Source organism: Sedimentisphaera salicampi, assembly GCF_002117005.1.
Lineage (GTDB): Bacteria > Planctomycetota > Phycisphaerae > Sedimentisphaerales > Sedimentisphaeraceae > Sedimentisphaera > Sedimentisphaera salicampi.
Window position 1 is genome coordinate 2,034,449 of the sequence record NZ_CP021023.1, and the last position, 15,410, is coordinate 2,049,858.

A 15,410-nucleotide genomic window follows, 5' to 3' on the forward strand; every position below is an offset into this window, starting at 1 on the left:
TGATTACAGGAGCAGTAAAATATGAGTAAAGATGCCAAGAAACCTTTAAGCGAGATGTTCGGGTCGTATGTGTTTAACGATGCGGTAATGCGTGAACGTCTTCCAAAGACTGTTTACAAGGCATTCAAGAAAACCGTGGAACTCGGCGAACCGCTTGATGTGCAGGTAGCGGATGTGATTGCAAGTGCTATGAAGGACTGGGCTGTGGAGCTGGGCGCCACCCACTACTGCCACTGGTTCCAGCCGATGACCGGAGCTACTGCAGAAAAGCACGATTCGTTTATCTCTCCTACGCCGGAGGGAAGAATCATTATGGAATTCAGCGGCAAAGAGCTGATTCAGGGCGAACCGGATGCCTCAAGCTTCCCCAGCGGAGGCCTCAGAGCAACATTCGAGGCACGCGGCTACACCGCCTGGGACTGCACAAGCCCGGTATTCTGCAAGAAAGACGGCGATAATGTAACAATGTTTATCCCTTGCGCTTTTATTTCATATACAGGGCAGGTGCTCGACAAGAAAACCCCTCTGCTCCGCTCAATGGAAGCTGTTGACAAGCAGGCAACAAGGGTTCTCAAGGCCCTTGGCAACACCACAAGCAGCAGGGTTAATTCCACTCTCGGCGCTGAACAGGAATACTTCCTCGTTGACAAGGAATTTGTGGATAAAAGGCTCGATCTGCTTGTTGCAGGGCGCACTCTTTTCGGTGAGTCGCCTTCCAAAGGCCAAGAGCTCGACGACCACTACTTCGGACAGATTGAATCACGAGTGGCCTCGTTTATGGCCTGTCTCAACCGTGAGCTGTGGAAGCTCGGGATAACCGCCAAAACCCAGCACAACGAGGTGTCTCCGGCTCAGTATGAGATTGCACCGGTATTCGCTTCGGTTAATGTGGCAGTTGACCACAACCAGCTTACAATGGAAACGCTCAAGAGGGTGGCAAGGGAGCACGGCTTTGTATGCCTGCTCCACGAGAAGCCATTCGCAGGCCTGAACGGATCGGGCAAGCATAACAACTGGTCTTTGAGCACCGACGACGGAATCAACCTGCTCAACCCGGGCGATACGCCTCACGAGAATATGCAGTTCCTCGTGTTCCTTTTTGCTGTGATTAGGGCGGTTGATAAATACGCAGACCTGCTGAGAACATCAGTAGCAAGCGCATCTAACGACCATCGTCTCGGAGCTAATGAGGCCCCGCCAGCGATTATAAGCATCTTCCTCGGCGAGCAGCTCACAGAGATATACGAACAGATAAAATCCGGCGGACCGGGCTCATCCAAAGAGATGGGGCAGCTCAAGCTCGGCGTTTCCACTCTCCCGCAGCTCCCGCAGGACTGCACAGACAGAAACAGAACCTCACCGTTTGCTTTCACCGGAAACCGCTTTGAATTCCGTATGCCAGGCTCGCTGATGAGCCTTTCAGGGCCAAACTTTGTACTGAATACAATTGTGGCTGATGTGCTCGAAGAGATGGCCGAAAAATTCGAAAAATTCTCTGCTGATTCGTTCAATGCAGAAGTGCAGAAGATGCTGCATGAATTTGCTGTAGAGCATGAGAAGGTGGTATTCAACGGCGACAACTACACAGACCAGTGGGAGGAGGAAGCGGAAAAGAGAGGCCTGCCGAATCTGAAGAACACCGTCGATGCGCTTGCAAGTCTTGATGATGAAAAGAATATTTCCGTTTTCGAAAGGCAGAAAGTGCTCAACAGCTCCGAGCTGTCTGCAAGGCAGGAGATTCTTTACGAGCAGTATGCCAGCCTTCTGAATATTGAGGCGCTTGCTGCCTTGAATATGGCCAAGAGGGAGATTCTTCCGGCAGCCGTTAAGTATTCCAGCCAAGTGGCGGCTTCCGTGAATACTGTAAGCTCAGCAGGGATAGAGCCCACGTCTCAGAGAAAGCTGCTCGTGGAGCTGAACGATACGATCAGCGAACTCTCAAACGCTATCTCTCAGCTTGAAACTGCGTGTTCAGAGGCCAAGGATATTGAAGAACCTGCTGAATCTGCCAAATGCTACAGGGATAAGGTGATTCCAGGAATGACCGCCTTGAGAGAAGCCGCAGACAAAATCGAAGGTATGGTGGATGCGGATATTTGGCCGCTGCCTACATACGCTGATATGCTCTTCAAGAGATAAAAAAGACAAAAGCATCTTAGCATTGCACCTTAAAACATTTACCGGCCGGCGGGGCTGCCCTCGCCGGCATCTCTTTGCGCCGGCTTATGCCTTGGGAATTCGGGGCAGAAATTTCAAATGTTCGATAAATTATGACGCAGAAAAAAACCTCTGAAACGGCTTCCATGCTTAAAATAACAGGCGTCCCTGATAATTCAGCTACTTAAAAAATGCAGAAATTATTTTGTCTATATTCGTATATTTGTTTGATTTTTTTGTAAATCTTATATACTTATGCTTGGAGCTTCCTTTAGTAACAACTATATTGGGACGTATTTAATATGAGCCCGCGTGAAAGTAGGAAGCTCCACTAATATATGCCCTGCACGGCTGGAATCATTCTCCCTTCCTTATTCGAAATAAAAAGGCTGCCCGATTTTAGGCAGCCCTGAGAATTTTGTATAAATTTTCCCCCTTGAAAGATTATTTCCAGTGGTCTTTATCGGGCATAAACTGCCAAGACCACTGCTTCCCAGCAGCAATCATCTGGATGGTGTCAGTGCCTTTGCATCTGAGCACGCTGCCGTCGATATATCCGCAGTTGATCTCTGTTTTCCCAAAGAGGCCGTCTTTGGGCACAGTAAATCCGTCTCTGTCCTGTTCAATATTATCTGATGGGTTGGCGTCTTTGAGCACATGGTATGGCGGGTCTTCTACGCCGGCATCATTGCTCGCCCTTGCCACGGCTGAACCGTTAAACTTATGCGAGCAGACCCAGCTCTGGTTTGGTCTGAGCTGGTCGTAATAGCCCATATAATCGCTGATAAGAAGCTTGTTATCGCCTTTAGATCTCTTCCCCGGCCCCATAAAGCTTTCTACATTCCTTGAATTCTGGTAGTAAGATTTGAAGTTCCAGTAAAGGGCGTAGGAGCAGTTGAGGTCTATATTGTTATCAGAGACTACATTATCCTTGTTCGTGTAAGCCTGCTGATACGTATAGGTATCGCCGCCGTCGGTTATGGCAATGGTAGTTTTATCGAAGCCGGAAACTGGGCAGTTAAACAGCGTAACATCATCCACATAACCTTTAAGGTAGTTGTAGAGGATGGTGTCCTGATCGGCCTTGGTTCGGGCAAGAAGATTCGGCCTTGCACCTGAGGTTGGGTGAGGCGGGTAGTCATAATTGTCTGCGTGATAAGCTGTAACAGCGGTTACTGCCCCTTTCATATTAGACATACAAACGGTCATTTTTGCCTGCTCCCTCGCCTTGCCGAGAGCGGGCATCAAGATTGCCATCAAAAGGGCTATGATTGAGATCACAACTAACAGCTCAATCAGCGTAAATGCTTTATTTTTCATAACATCTCCTTTAAATAATTAACATAGCTTCATAAAAGTATGTATTTCGCTGCTGTTTTTTTTCAGAGAAATTATTTTTTTTTAGTTATCAGGCTTAGGCAGATTCTCTTGGGAGCAAAAAGCTTAATTGTATTTGTTTTTTTATGTTCAATCTCCCGCTTCGCTCTGGAAGAAACGGGGTTTTTAGTTTATAATTTCATTCTGAACAGGCTTTAAAACTATGGAGAAAGTATGAAGAGCTTTGCAGGAAAAAAATATTACTTTGTCGGAGCTGGCGGTATTGGAATGAGCGGCCTTGCAATGGTGCTTCTGCGCAGCGGGGCAGAGATCTACGGCTCAGACCGGCAAGGCGGTTTTGTTATAGAAAAGCTCAACAGCCTCGGCGCTGATATAAAGATCGGACATATGAAGGAATGGCTTCAGGCTGCGGGAGAAATGGATGCGGTTGTAATTTCTGCGGCAGTTGGAAGCGATAATCCCGAGCTGAAATACGCAAAGGAAAAGGGCTTCCGCGTTCTGAAATACGCACAGATGCTCGGGCAGATAGTAGATCAGCATAAGGGCCTGGCATTTGCGGGCACGCACGGAAAAAGCTCCACCAGCGGCTGGGCGGCATTTATGCTCTCTCGTCTGGATTATTCGCCAAACTATATCGTTGGGGCGGATATCAAGCAGCTCGAAGGCTCGAGCGGAGTTGGAAAGGGAAGCGATTTTATCGTGGAGGCCTGCGAATACGACAGAAGCTTTATCAACATCCGCCCTGAAACCGCTGTTATCACCAACATAGACCTCGACCATCTCGATTATTACCGTGATATCGATGATATTATCGGAGCCTTCAGCGAATTTCTTGCAGGGGTTAAGCCGGGAGGCAAGATCCTGCTCAACGCAGACGATAAATATTATGAGCCTCTGCTGAAAAGTTATTATGAACGTATGAGATCCTTCGGCAGGGAGCCCGCTGATATTATTACCTACGGTATCGAAGCCAATGCTGATTATAAGGCATCCGGTCTGAAGCTTGAGGACGGTACATACAGCTTTGAGCTCTGCTACGACGGCTACCCTACCGGCAGAATTCATATAGAGCTGCCCGGAGTGCATAACGTTTACAACTGCCTGGCAGCAATAGCAGCCCTTGGCAGCCAGGGCGTTGAGACTGAGGGGCTTATCAGAACTGCCGGGCTCTTCGAAGGGATAGACCGCAGGCTTATGGTGCTTGCTGAGAGGCAGGGCATCAAGCTCATAGACGACTACGCCCACCACCCTACCGAGATAAGAGCATCGCTTGCCGCAATTCGGCAAATGTATCGACCGCAGAGAATCGTATGCGTCTTCCAGCCCCACCAGTACAGCAGAACAAGATTCTTCATAGACGATTTTGCCGAAAGCTTTGAGCTTTCAGACCTCGTGATAGTTCCCGAGATATATTTCGTCCGCGATACTCTCGAGAGCACCAAGCAGGTTAGTTCGCAGGATCTTGTGGAAAAGATAAAAAACAAAGGCAGCGAGGCGGTTTTCATAGATTCGTTCACCGGCATACTGAGCTACCTCAAAGAAAATATAAACAGCGGGGATGTTGTGATTACCATGGGGGCAGGCGATATCTGGAAAGTGGCAGAGGATTACATCAAATGGCTTCGCACAGGAAGCTGACAAGAATATAAATGCTGAAGAAATTCATACAATACTACAAACCCCACAAGGGCCTTCTGATTCTTTCCCTTGGTGCGGCGGTGATAGGTTCTGCTATTACCGTTTTCATCCCTGTAATAACAAGAGGGCTTCTCAATGACCATCTGCCCGAAGAGAATATGAGGGCTATCAGTATCAGTGTGGCGGTGCTGTTTGCGATGGTTACCGCTGCCTCAATACTCGCCTACATCCGCGTGAAGTGGGGGCATATTCTGGGCGTTCGCATGGAAACGGATATGCGTGCAGATATCTTCCGCCATATCCAGAAGCTCAGCTTCAATTATTTCGATAACGTAAAAACCGGCCATATTATGAGCCGCATATCCAACGACCTCAACCAGATAGCAGAAATCGCACACCACGCACCAGAAGACCTGCTGATATCAGCGATCGTGATTATCGGCGCATTTATTATGATGTTCAGCTTTAATCCCGTGCTTGCAGGAGCAGCTCTTATCCCGCTGATTGTTATAGTGTCCTGGGGGATCCTGTACGGCGGGATGATGCGCAAGGGCTTCAGGCGGGTTCGCCGGAAAATTGCCGATATAAACAGCTCTGTAGAAAATTCTGTGCAGGGGATAAGGGAGGTTAAGGCGTTTGCCAACGAGCCCGAAGAGATTGAAAAATTCCATTCTGTAAACTACAGCTTCAAAACCGCAAAGGAGCGTATGTATGGAATTATGAGCATTTTCTTCTCGTTTATGACATTCCTCACTGAGTCCTATTTTCTCGTAGTGATTTGTGTGGGCGTGTTTCTGATAAAGGCAGACCAGCTTACTGCCGGCGATCTTGTAGCATTCATCCTGTATGTGCACCTTATCCTGAAGCCCATTCAGAGGCTTGTGAATTTTTCAGAGCAGCTTCAGAGGGGCTTTGCATGCTTCGAGCGATTCATTGAGATTATGGAGATCGAGCCGGATATCGTTGACTGCGATAATCCCGTGGAGCTCAGAGATGTTCAGGGGCATATTCAATTTGAGGGGCTCTCCTTCAGCTACGACGGCAAGAATTATGTCCTCAAGGACCTGGACCTCACCATCCCCGCAAACAAAACAGCCGCTCTGGTAGGTGAATCGGGGGCGGGAAAATCCACCATCGTTTCGCTTGTGCCCAGATTTTATGAGCCTCAGAATGGCAGAATAACAATCGACGGGGTGGATATAATGAAGCTCAAGCGAAAGTTTCTCCGCGAGAATATCGGGATCGTTCAGCAGTCTGCATTCCTCTTTGATGCAACGATACGCGAGAATATAATGTACGGCAGGCTCGATGCCTCCGAAGAGGAAATCATAGAGGCAGCGAGAAAGGCAAATATCCTCAAATATATTCAGTCCCTGCCGGACGGATTTGATACGATGGTCGGTGAGAGGGGCGTAAAGCTCTCAGGCGGACAGAAGCAGAGGCTGTCGATTGCGAGGGTGTTTTTGAAAGACCCGCCGATATTTATCTTCGATGAGGCCACAAGCGCGCTCGATTCCGAATCCGAAGCGCTGATCCAAAGTTCGCTGGAGCTTCTCAGCAAAGACCGCACCACCATAGTAATTGCGCACCGGCTCTCTACGGTGCGGGATGCGGATAAGATTATTGTGCTCAAAGACGGCAGGAAAATCGAAGAAGGCAGCCACGAAGAACTCATCGCTCAAGAAGGCCAGTACCACAGCTTCTACACAATGAACGTGCTGTGAGATTAACGCCGCCCCATACTCAATCCCGCTAAATTTTTCAATCGTAATAAATCTTTACAAGGCATAGGCCGTTTGGCGGGGCGAGCTGTCCTGCGGCTTTGCGGTCTTTGGCGGCGAAGATTTCTTCCATCTGCTCGGGCTTCCATCTTCCTCTGCCCACCTCCACGAGAGTTCCCACCATATTCCGCACCATATTATACATAAACCTGTTGCCCACAACATCGATAATCACAAGCTCCGTCTCTTCCCGCACACTGCACTGGAAGATTGTTCTGATGCTGTCTGTCCTGCAGTCCTTGGCGGAGGCGAAAGACTTGTAGTCCTTCGTACCTTCCATCAGCCTTGCGGCCTCGGCCATTTTGCCGGTATTGAGGGGGCGGGGGTAATGCCAGAGGGTTCGCCAGTTGAAAATGGGCTTATCCCTGCCGGTGTAGATTGAGTATCGGTAATGCTTTTTCACAGGCGAGCCGATCGGATCGAAATCCAGCGGCACCTCTTCAATGCCGGTGATGCAGATATCTTCCGGCAGGATATTATTTACTGCACGTTTGATATTCTCGAGCGGTATCGGCGTATCTACTACCATATTCGCCACCTGCCCGAGGGCGTGCACGCCGGCATCAGTCCTGCTTGTTCCGCAAACGTTCACCTTTCTCTCAAAGAGGGCTGCAAGCGCCTCCTCGAGAGTCTGCTGCACGCTCACAGCATCCTTCTGCTTTGCCCAGCCGTGGTATGCGCTGCCGTCGTAGGCAACGGTCATTTTGATATTCTTATCCAAGCCAAGCCTCTCAGCTTGAAAGATACTTTTCGATATTCTCGGCTATGGTTTTCCACGTCCAAAGCCGTTTTTTCTCGTCGGATTCCAGAAGCGTTACTCTGAATCCCATCCTTCCGCAACAGAATCCTGTCAGCGGTACAACGCAAACCCCTGCCGCTCCGAGCAGGTAGTAAACGAATCGCTTGTCCGGCGGTACATTCTGCACCTTATTCTCAACGAATCTGCGCACCTCGGGGTCTTTTATCTCAAGCTTCTGCGAGCAGTTCAGGGCTCCGTCTTCAAACAGCACAGACATATAAAATGCCCCCTGAGGCCTGTTCACCTTAACGCCCTTTACCTTGCTGAAGAATTCGTAGGCCTCGTTTGCCCTTTTTTCAAACATCTTCTTGCGTCTTGTGAGGTGGTCGATGTATCTTGGGTCTCCGATTACCTTCGGAATCGCGTATTGCGGGAGGCTGGTTGAGCATACCTCAAGGCGTTTTGCGTTTATAAGGCTTGAGATATAGCTCTTAAACTCGGGATACTTATCCTGATTGAAAACCTCAATCCACCCGCAGCGTGCGCCGGGCCAAGGGAACTCCTTGGAGATTCCCCGAAGCGCTATCCCGGGAATATTGCCTATAACCTCGCTGAGATGAACCGTTTCAGCCCCGTTGTAAACTATATGGGCGTATATCTCATCGCAGACGATGAAAATCTTGTTCTTCTTTGCGATAGCCACAATCTCCTCAAGCAGTTCACGGGAATACACCGCGCCTGTGGGGTTGTCCGGATTTATCAGGAGGATTCCGGCGATTGAGTCGTTGTATTTCACTTTATTTTCGATGTCTTCGAGATCGGGAATCCAGTTGTTGTCCGGATTGAGCTTGTATGTAAGGTGCTCATAGCCTGAATGCGCAGCCTCTGCGGAGGAGTGGGTGGAATATGCCGGCGATGGGCCGAGCACCCTCGCCTCCCTCTTGAGAAAGCCGAAAACTTTCGCTACCGCATCTCCAAGCCCGTTGAAGAATGCAATATCGTTTGCAGTTATCTGGCAGCCCCCGCGGATATTCACCTGTTCAGCGAGAAAATCACGCGTTTCGATTGCCCCCTGCGTGTCTGTATAGCCGTAGGTGTAGTCGCTGCTTACGAGATCTTTGATAATCTCCTTTATCCAGCCGGGAACAGACTCGCCCTTCTCAATCGGATCGCCGATATTCTCCCAAGTAATGTCCACGCCGAGAGCCTGAAGCTGATGGGCTACTGCCACAATCTCCCTGATCTCGTAAGTGAGCTGGCTTGCGCCTTCGTGAACTATATGTCTTCTCAATTGATCACCTTTAATAAAAGCTCGGGGGCAGAAGCCCCGATGCCGACTCTGTTTGTTACACTTCAGCCTGTTATGATATTTAATTGATTATTTTAATCAACTCAAATGCGGACAAACTCCCCGAAGGCGTGCGACAATATTTTTGGGCAAAGCTCTTTAAAGCCGAATCTATCCGCTTGCTCCCGTCCGCCTTCGGCGGACAGGCTCTTCGCCTTCGGCGGACTCCACGTGCGGCTCTGATTGTCTTTAGTATTACGCAGCGATTTCACAAAACGAGATATTTAAACCGAGCCACGCATGGAGACCCGCCGCAGGCGGGACGGAATAAGTGGACAGCAGTACGGAGAGAAAAGATATATATTAACCACAGAGGCACACAAGTGACTGTGTTAAAAGTCAAGTATTTAAATAGATTTTTCTTGGGGCTCTGCCCCAAACCCCGCCTCTCCTCTTAACAATTTATTTTGCCAAAAGGTTTCGTTTTGCAGCATTGTATTCATGATACACACAAGTTTTCTCATCGTTGCGGTAAGGGCAACCTTCTTGGGTTTTCCCTTTTCAACAAGTCTTTCATAGAAACATTTCAATGCCGGATTGAACCTTACGATTGTTAAAGCCGGCATAAAAAGTTTATCCCTGACACCTTTTCTGCCGCCTCCCGTAGCTCTTTTGCCCCTCATTTTACCGCTGTCTCTATTGATTGGAGCAACCCCTACAAGCATGGCGATCTGCCTGCGATTAAGCGTTCCCAGCTCGGGCATAGCTGCAACAAGCATTGATGCAGTTTTCTCGCCTACACCCGGTATGCTGGTAAGTATTTCAGTTTTCTTCTTTAACCTTGGCACCTTTTCAATCAGCTCTGAGATAGTCTTGTCGAGGTCATTAATTTGCCTTTCAAGAAAATCAATTGTTGATTTAATACTGTTCAAAGTTGTCTTCTCAAACGCCTTATCTAATCTGTTTTTCTCTGCTGTACGCATCTTAACGAGCTGCTCTCTTCGAACTGTAAGTTCTTTTATTTCACGTCTTTGCTCGTCAATTTGAGAATGCTGCCTTGGTTTAACGGCTTCTGCAAATAGAGATATTTTTCTGGCACAAATCTTATCTGTTTTGGCTAAGATACCTAAAGATTTTGCAAACTCTTTAACCCTGCCTGGATTCACAATTGAAACAGGTAAGCCTTTGGCCATAAGCACAGAAGCCATCTTAAACTCATAGCCGCCAGTTGCCTCCATAACAACAAGTTCTGGTTCTTGTTTTTGGCAGTATTCAGCCAACTTATCAATGTCTGAAGCATCACTACTGTAAGAAGTGTACTCTTTAGTAGTTTTACAATAAACATCAAAACGATCTTTTGAAACATCAATGCCAATAATGTTTTTCATAATTTATCCTTTCTTGCAATTCGGGCTCATTATATAATGTCCCATGCGACTGTTCGGATTTTAACGAAGATAGCAGCGGCGGATCACACTCCGTACGGGCTTATATATCCCAAAGCACAAATCGAACTCACCGCTGCTGTTTCTTGGTGCGGCAGCTGCCGCACCAAGAAACCCGAACCATAGAACTTAAGCTTATTATAGCATCAAATAACATAAAGTTAATCATACAAGTTAATCATACAAGGGGCACAGAGGGGAGGATTTTTTTGACAGGATTTACAAGATTCACAGGATAGATATTTAAAGGCAAAATTTTGCCCCGAAGCCTGTGCGGTTCGGGGCTGTTAATCCTGTCTTAGAACTGATCCTGAATAATGATCAATTCCTGCGGTATTTTTAAATTTCAGTCCTCGCTTCGCTCGGACGAAGGGTAAAAGAAAAAAGTGCAAAGTGTTAAATCCAGAGACTACGGACGAACTACCCGAAACCCGTGGCTGCTGATAGGGCGGTACGGGTAGTAGTAGTTCCGGTACGAGACGGAGCAGACGTAGCCACTGCGGCCCCAGCAGCCGCCGCGGAGAACACGATCGCTTCCGCTGTAGATAGAGTTTGTCCACTCGTAAACATTTCCCGCCATATCGCACAGGCCGTAGCCGAAGGCTGGGTAATAGCCGACCGGGGTTATACATGGCCGGCCTGATAGGCCGAGCGGGTTTGCATCGTCATAATTTGCCTTGCTGTGGTCTATGCTCGTTCCGCAGCCGTAGGTGTATGAGCCGTCGTAGTCTGCCGCCGCCTGCCACTCCCACTCTGTGGGGAGCCTGTAGCCGTAATAGGCGGCGAAAGCCTTAGCGCCGTACCAGCTTACCTCCCCTACAGGATGGTCGCTCATGTCATACCCGTCTCGGGTTTCAACATAGAAAGAGCCGTCTGAGTAGGATATCTGAGCATCGGAATCATCCATATCGTAGTAAATCTCCCCTGAATAATCCCCGCTGGCCCCGTAAACTTCCCCTCCGGATATTTGAACATCGCCTGATGCAAGGGCTTCGTTGAGGTATTGGCAGTACTGGGCGTTGGTCGTCTCATACTTGCTCATATAGCTGGTAAAGCCACCATGGCCGCTTACTCCGGGATCATCAATATAGACCCATGTCATTCCGGTAGGGTCTGGCTGCTCGCCAAGCGAAACAACAAAATCAACAGCAGAACCAACAGCTATGCTCTCTCCTGCCAATGGCGATTGGCTGATAACAAGCCCCTCTGCTACAGTTGAGCTGTGCTCTTCAGTTACAGAGCCTACAGTTAAACCGGCGGAAATTATAGCCGCCTCCGCCTGAGACTGCTCAAGGCCGGATATCTCCGGCACTGTTACCATCTCCACACCTAAAGAAACAACGAAATCAACAGCAGAACCAACAGCTATGCTCTCACCTGCCAATGGCGATTGGCTTATCACAAGGCCAGCAGCGATGTTGTCGCTGTAGTCTTCTGTTACATCACCAACACTAAGCCCAGCGGCAGCGATTGTATTTTCCGCATCAGTTTGATTAAGGGAGACCAAATCCGGCACCTCTGAAAGCTCAGGCCCTTTTGAAACTGTTAGAGCAACCACTGCACCTTCAGGAAGCACCTCTCCGGCTAAGGGATTCTGGGTGATCACATTGCCTTCGGCAACGGTATCGCTGTACTCTTCTGCAGCAGCGCTGGAAGTTAGCCCTGCATCAATTATCTGCTGCTCCGCTTCTGTAAGCGGGAGATTCTCAAGATCAGGTACGAGGGTATAGCCGGGCATTACTTCGAGGAAATGCTTTGCAAAAAGACTGAAATCTAGGGCATCAACTACTCCGTCATCGCTTAGATCAGGGGTGTAAACCAAGAAGGAATCTTCAAGATAAAGCACGCCGCTTTCAGAACTAATAACTACTGTCCAAAGGCCAACACTTACGCCGCCGGAGACATCAAGCTCCGCTTCTAACTGCTTATCGCCTAATACCGTATAGCTTTCAGCTTTTATCAGCTGAGAACCTTTAAACAGCCACACACCCTGAACAGGATCGGCAGTGAAAGATGTGCCGTCGCAATCAAGCGAAATTATTGCGGCTTCTCCCTTTACGGCATTTGAAGGGCTTACATCAAGGATTGAACCTGCAAAAGAACTGCACGCTATTGAAATACACAGGAAAACGCTCAGTAACACCTTTGGAAATCTCATTTTAAAAACTCCTGATAAATTAAAATCTTCTTCATCTTCAAAATTTACCAGCAAAAAAGTTAATTTCAAGTTAATTTTTAAAAAATCTTTAGCGGGTTCTCCGCAGCAGGCGGACTGGCTAAGCAAATAAACAGCAAAAAATTCTGCAAAGCATTGCAGCATGATGATTTGCATTTTGCCCAGAAAAATTGTCGCACACCCCCGAAGGCGTTAATTATTCACCCCTTCAGCGCACAGTGTTTTGAGAGGATTGCACAGGCAGAAACAAGAGGCAGATAAAGCTGATTCGAAACAAAGCTAACTCAGCATAGAGATCATAATTTCAGCTGTTTTGTTTCTGGATTCTATTTCGGTCATCCGGTTTGTCAGGCTGGTAAGTTCTTTGCTTATTGACTTGAGCTTTTCAGGATTTTCAAGCAGGTTTCCCGCTGCTTCTGCGATTGGCTCGGCGGATTTGAAATAGGGCATAAACTCTGGAACAAGCTCCTTGCCGGCAATAATGTTTGGCAGGGAAAGGTGTTTGAGCCGAACTATAAACCTGCCGGCAAGATTCCACACCACCGGACTGGACTGATACATAATCACCATCGGGCAGCCTGCTGCCGCAGCCTGAAGCGATGCGCTCCCGCTCGCACAGAGGCACAGATCGCTGTCAAGGCAGGTTCGAATTACCGAATCAATCTCATATCTGCATTCAAATCCCTCAATTTGCTCCGCCCTGAGCATATCGATTCGTGATTGATTATTCCCCACAGCAGCAAACTCGGCCTCGGGAAATTTCTGCCAGAGCTTCAGGGCTGTCTCCTGCATAGGCTTCCAGAGCGTTTCAATCTCTGCCCTGCGTGAACCCGGGAGGAGGCAGATTTTGGCAGATTCGGGGCGGTAGTTTTCGTATGTCTTTATATTTTCCTTCGGGTGGATATCCAGCTCATCAAAGAGCGGATTGCCCACGAATTCCGCATCCACGCCTCTGGCCTTGAACCACTGCTCTTCGAAGGGGAGTATGCAGCAGAGCTTATCGCAGCACTTTCTCAGCTTCCTTATCCGCCATGGAGCCCATGCCCAGAGCTGGGGGGCAACGTAAAACATAACGGGAATGCCCAGCTTCTTAGCAGCCTTGGCAATATGGAAATTGAAGGCGGGCGAATCGCATACAACCACAAGGTCTATTTTGTTTTCACGGAGATACCGCTTTGCATCGCTAATGAGTTTTTTGTAGCAGCCGAGCTGGCTTAGCACGTTGTATATCATCGCTGCCCGAGATACGGTGTCCTCAAGGATTTCGCAGCCCGCTGAGGCCATCTTCTCGCCCCCGAAGCCAGCAAATTCAAGCGAGCTGTTTTTGGCATTAGCGGACTGAATGAGCTCTGCGCAGTGTTTCTCTGCGCTTGGCTCCATAGCACTTATAAATATCTTCCGCTTCATATTTTCGCCAGAGGCTTTCATCCTCAGAAATAAACAAAATCCCCGCTGAAACCTGCAATAACCTCTGCGCAGCTCTCAGCGGGGGTTGAGCTGTTCTATTTCTTCTTTGCTGCGTTTTTCTTGGTTGTTTTCTTTTTGGCTTTCTTGGCTGCTTTGCGGTTTACAACCCCGTTTACCTTCATCGGCAGGCCGAAGAGCCTGATGAATCCTGCAGCATCTGTTGAGTCGTATTCAGCGCCCATCTCAAAGCTTGCAAGCTCGTCGCTGTAGAGGCTGTTCGGGCTCTTTATGCCCACGGGGATTGCGTGCCCCTTGAAGAGCTTAACGCGGACAGTGCCGTTTACTACCCTTTGCGTGCTGTCGAAGAATGCATCGAGGGCCTCGCGTATCGGGCAGAACCACTGGCCGTTGTAAACTATATCTGCGTATTTCAGGGCAGCCTGCTTCTTGTAGTGGTAGGTCTCGCGTTCCATTGTGAGCGTTTCGAGGGCCTCATGGGCATTCATAAGGATTGTTCCGCCCGGCGTTTCATAAACGCCTCTAGACTTCATTCCCACGAGCCTGTTCTCTACCAGATCCACCTGCCCAACGCCGTGAATTCCGCCGATTTCGTTCAGCCTTTCGATCATAGTAACCCCGCTGACTGCCTTGCCGTCGAGCTTGACGGGGATGCCGTTTTCAAAGCCGATCTCCACATAATCCGGCTTGGCCGGCGCCTTTGATATAGGCCGAGACATCACAAACAGGCTGTTTTGCGGCTCGTTCCACGGATCCTCAAGATCCGCCCCTTCGTGGCTTATGTGCCAGAGGTTTCTGTCTCTTGAGTAGATCTTTCGCTTGGTCTGGTCTATCGGAATATTGCGTTTCTTTGCGTAATCAATCGCTGCTTCCCTGCTTGTTAGCGTGAAGTTTGGGTCTTTCCAAGGGGCAACAATATCCAGCGATGGATCCAAAGACATAAACGTAAGCTCGAATCGCACCTGATCATTTCCCTTGCCGGTAGCCCCGTGCGCAACCGCGCTGGCTCCGTACTGATGGGCAACTTCAACCTGCCTCTTGGCAATCAGCGGCCTTGCGATGCTCGTTCCGAGAAGATAGCCATTCTCGTACACCGCTCCGCTTTTGAGCATTGGCCATACGTAGTCTTCAACGAATGTCTTGCGCAAGTCATCAACAACGCAGTCTTCTGCGCCTGTTTTCATCGCCTTCTGCTTTATGTTTTTCAGCTCGTCCCCTTGGCCAAGCTCTGCGGCATAGCATACCACTTCATAGCCGTAGGTCTCTTTGAGCCACGGGAGGATTACGCTTGTATCAAGCCCGCCGCTGTATGCGAGCACTACCTTTTTTGCTTTTGCCATTTCTCTAAACCCTTTAAGAATACTGAATTTCTAATAAGACAGCAATTATAACAAATATTCGGAGCAGTTGAATAATAAATTCA

At 48.7% G+C, this 15,410-nt stretch carries 10 protein-coding genes; 3 read left to right on the forward strand and 7 right to left on the reverse strand.

What is annotated here, in order from left to right; all coding sequences use genetic code 11:
• Positions 1-21: 21 nt before the first annotated feature.
• Complete coding sequence (locus STSP1_RS07675) at positions 22-2,139, forward strand: glutamine synthetase III family protein (protein WP_085755796.1); 2,118 nt, start codon at positions 22-24, stop codon at positions 2,137-2,139.
• Between the two features lie 462 nt (positions 2,140-2,601).
• Here STSP1_RS07675 and STSP1_RS07680 read toward each other — a convergent pair whose 3' ends face one another.
• Positions 2,602-3,477 (reverse strand): type II secretion system protein, encoded by an 876-nt coding sequence (locus tag STSP1_RS07680; RefSeq protein ID WP_085755797.1) that lies wholly within the window; start codon positions 3,475-3,477, stop codon positions 2,602-2,604.
• A gap of 231 nt (positions 3,478-3,708) precedes the next feature.
• Here STSP1_RS07680 and murC point away from each other — a divergent pair, with 231 nt between their 5' ends.
• Both murC and STSP1_RS07690 read left to right on the forward strand, forming a co-directional pair.
• Positions 3,709-5,133 carry a UDP-N-acetylmuramate--L-alanine ligase gene (gene murC, locus STSP1_RS07685; protein ID WP_085755798.1) on the forward strand — a complete coding sequence of 475 codons (1,425 nt, stop codon included), beginning with the start codon at positions 3,709-3,711 and terminating at the stop codon, positions 5,131-5,133.
• Positions 5,134-5,144: 11 nt separating this feature from the next.
• Positions 5,145-6,857: an ABC transporter ATP-binding protein gene (locus STSP1_RS07690; protein WP_085755799.1), complete on the forward strand. Its 1,713-nt coding sequence runs from the start codon at positions 5,145-5,147 to the stop codon at positions 6,855-6,857.
• A 37-nt stretch (positions 6,858-6,894) separates the two neighbouring features.
• On the opposite strand, the gene truA is transcribed toward STSP1_RS07690, so the two are convergent.
• The 6 genes from truA to STSP1_RS07720 form a co-directional block, all read right to left on the reverse strand.
• On the reverse strand, positions 6,895-7,635 hold the full coding sequence (gene truA / locus STSP1_RS07695; RefSeq protein ID WP_085755800.1) for a tRNA pseudouridine(38-40) synthase TruA: 741 nt from the start codon (positions 7,633-7,635) through the stop codon (positions 6,895-6,897).
• A 10-nt stretch (positions 7,636-7,645) separates the two neighbouring features.
• Complete coding sequence (locus STSP1_RS07700) at positions 7,646-8,944, reverse strand: pyridoxal phosphate-dependent aminotransferase (RefSeq protein ID WP_085755801.1); 1,299 nt, start codon at positions 8,942-8,944, stop codon at positions 7,646-7,648.
• A 404-nt stretch (positions 8,945-9,348) separates the two neighbouring features.
• The gene (locus STSP1_RS07705) at positions 9,349-10,329 is read right to left on the reverse strand and encodes an IS110 family RNA-guided transposase (RefSeq protein ID WP_085755802.1); all 981 of its coding nucleotides are present in this window, start codon (positions 10,327-10,329) and stop codon (positions 9,349-9,351) included.
• A 466-nt stretch (positions 10,330-10,795) separates the two neighbouring features.
• Positions 10,796-12,544, reverse strand: coding sequence for a PASTA domain-containing protein (locus tag STSP1_RS07710; protein WP_161491674.1), 1,749 nt, complete (start codon positions 12,542-12,544; stop codon positions 10,796-10,798).
• Between the two features lie 297 nt (positions 12,545-12,841).
• Positions 12,842-13,969 (reverse strand): lipid-A-disaccharide synthase, encoded by a 1,128-nt coding sequence (lpxB, locus tag STSP1_RS07715; RefSeq protein WP_161491675.1) that lies wholly within the window; start codon positions 13,967-13,969, stop codon positions 12,842-12,844.
• 95 nt (positions 13,970-14,064) lie between these two features.
• Positions 14,065-15,327 carry an argininosuccinate synthase gene (locus tag STSP1_RS07720; protein ID WP_085755805.1) on the reverse strand — a complete coding sequence of 421 codons (1,263 nt, stop codon included), beginning with the start codon at positions 15,325-15,327 and terminating at the stop codon, positions 14,065-14,067.
• Positions 15,328-15,410 lie beyond the last annotated feature (83 nt).

Excerpts from the sequence above, each read along its gene's own strand:
- STSP1_RS07675 (WP_085755796.1), top strand. The coding sequence starts at position 22 with ATGAGTAAAGATGCCAAGAAACCTTTAAGCGAGATGTTCGGGTCGTAT.
- STSP1_RS07680 (WP_085755797.1), bottom strand. The coding sequence starts at position 3,477 with ATGAAAAATAAAGCATTTACGCTGATTGAGCTGTTAGTTGTGATCTCA.
- murC (WP_085755798.1), top strand. The coding sequence starts at position 3,709 with ATGAAGAGCTTTGCAGGAAAAAAATATTACTTTGTCGGAGCTGGCGGT.
- STSP1_RS07690 (WP_085755799.1), top strand. The coding sequence starts at position 5,145 with ATGCTGAAGAAATTCATACAATACTACAAACCCCACAAGGGCCTTCTG.
- STSP1_RS07705 (WP_085755802.1), bottom strand. The coding sequence starts at position 10,329 with ATGAAAAACATTATTGGCATTGATGTTTCAAAAGATCGTTTTGATGTT.
- STSP1_RS07710 (WP_161491674.1), bottom strand. The coding sequence starts at position 12,544 with ATGAGATTTCCAAAGGTGTTACTGAGCGTTTTCCTGTGTATTTCAATA.
- lpxB (WP_161491675.1), bottom strand. The coding sequence starts at position 13,969 with ATGAAGCGGAAGATATTTATAAGTGCTATGGAGCCAAGCGCAGAGAAA.
- STSP1_RS07720 (WP_085755805.1), bottom strand. The coding sequence starts at position 15,327 with ATGGCAAAAGCAAAAAAGGTAGTGCTCGCATACAGCGGCGGGCTTGAT.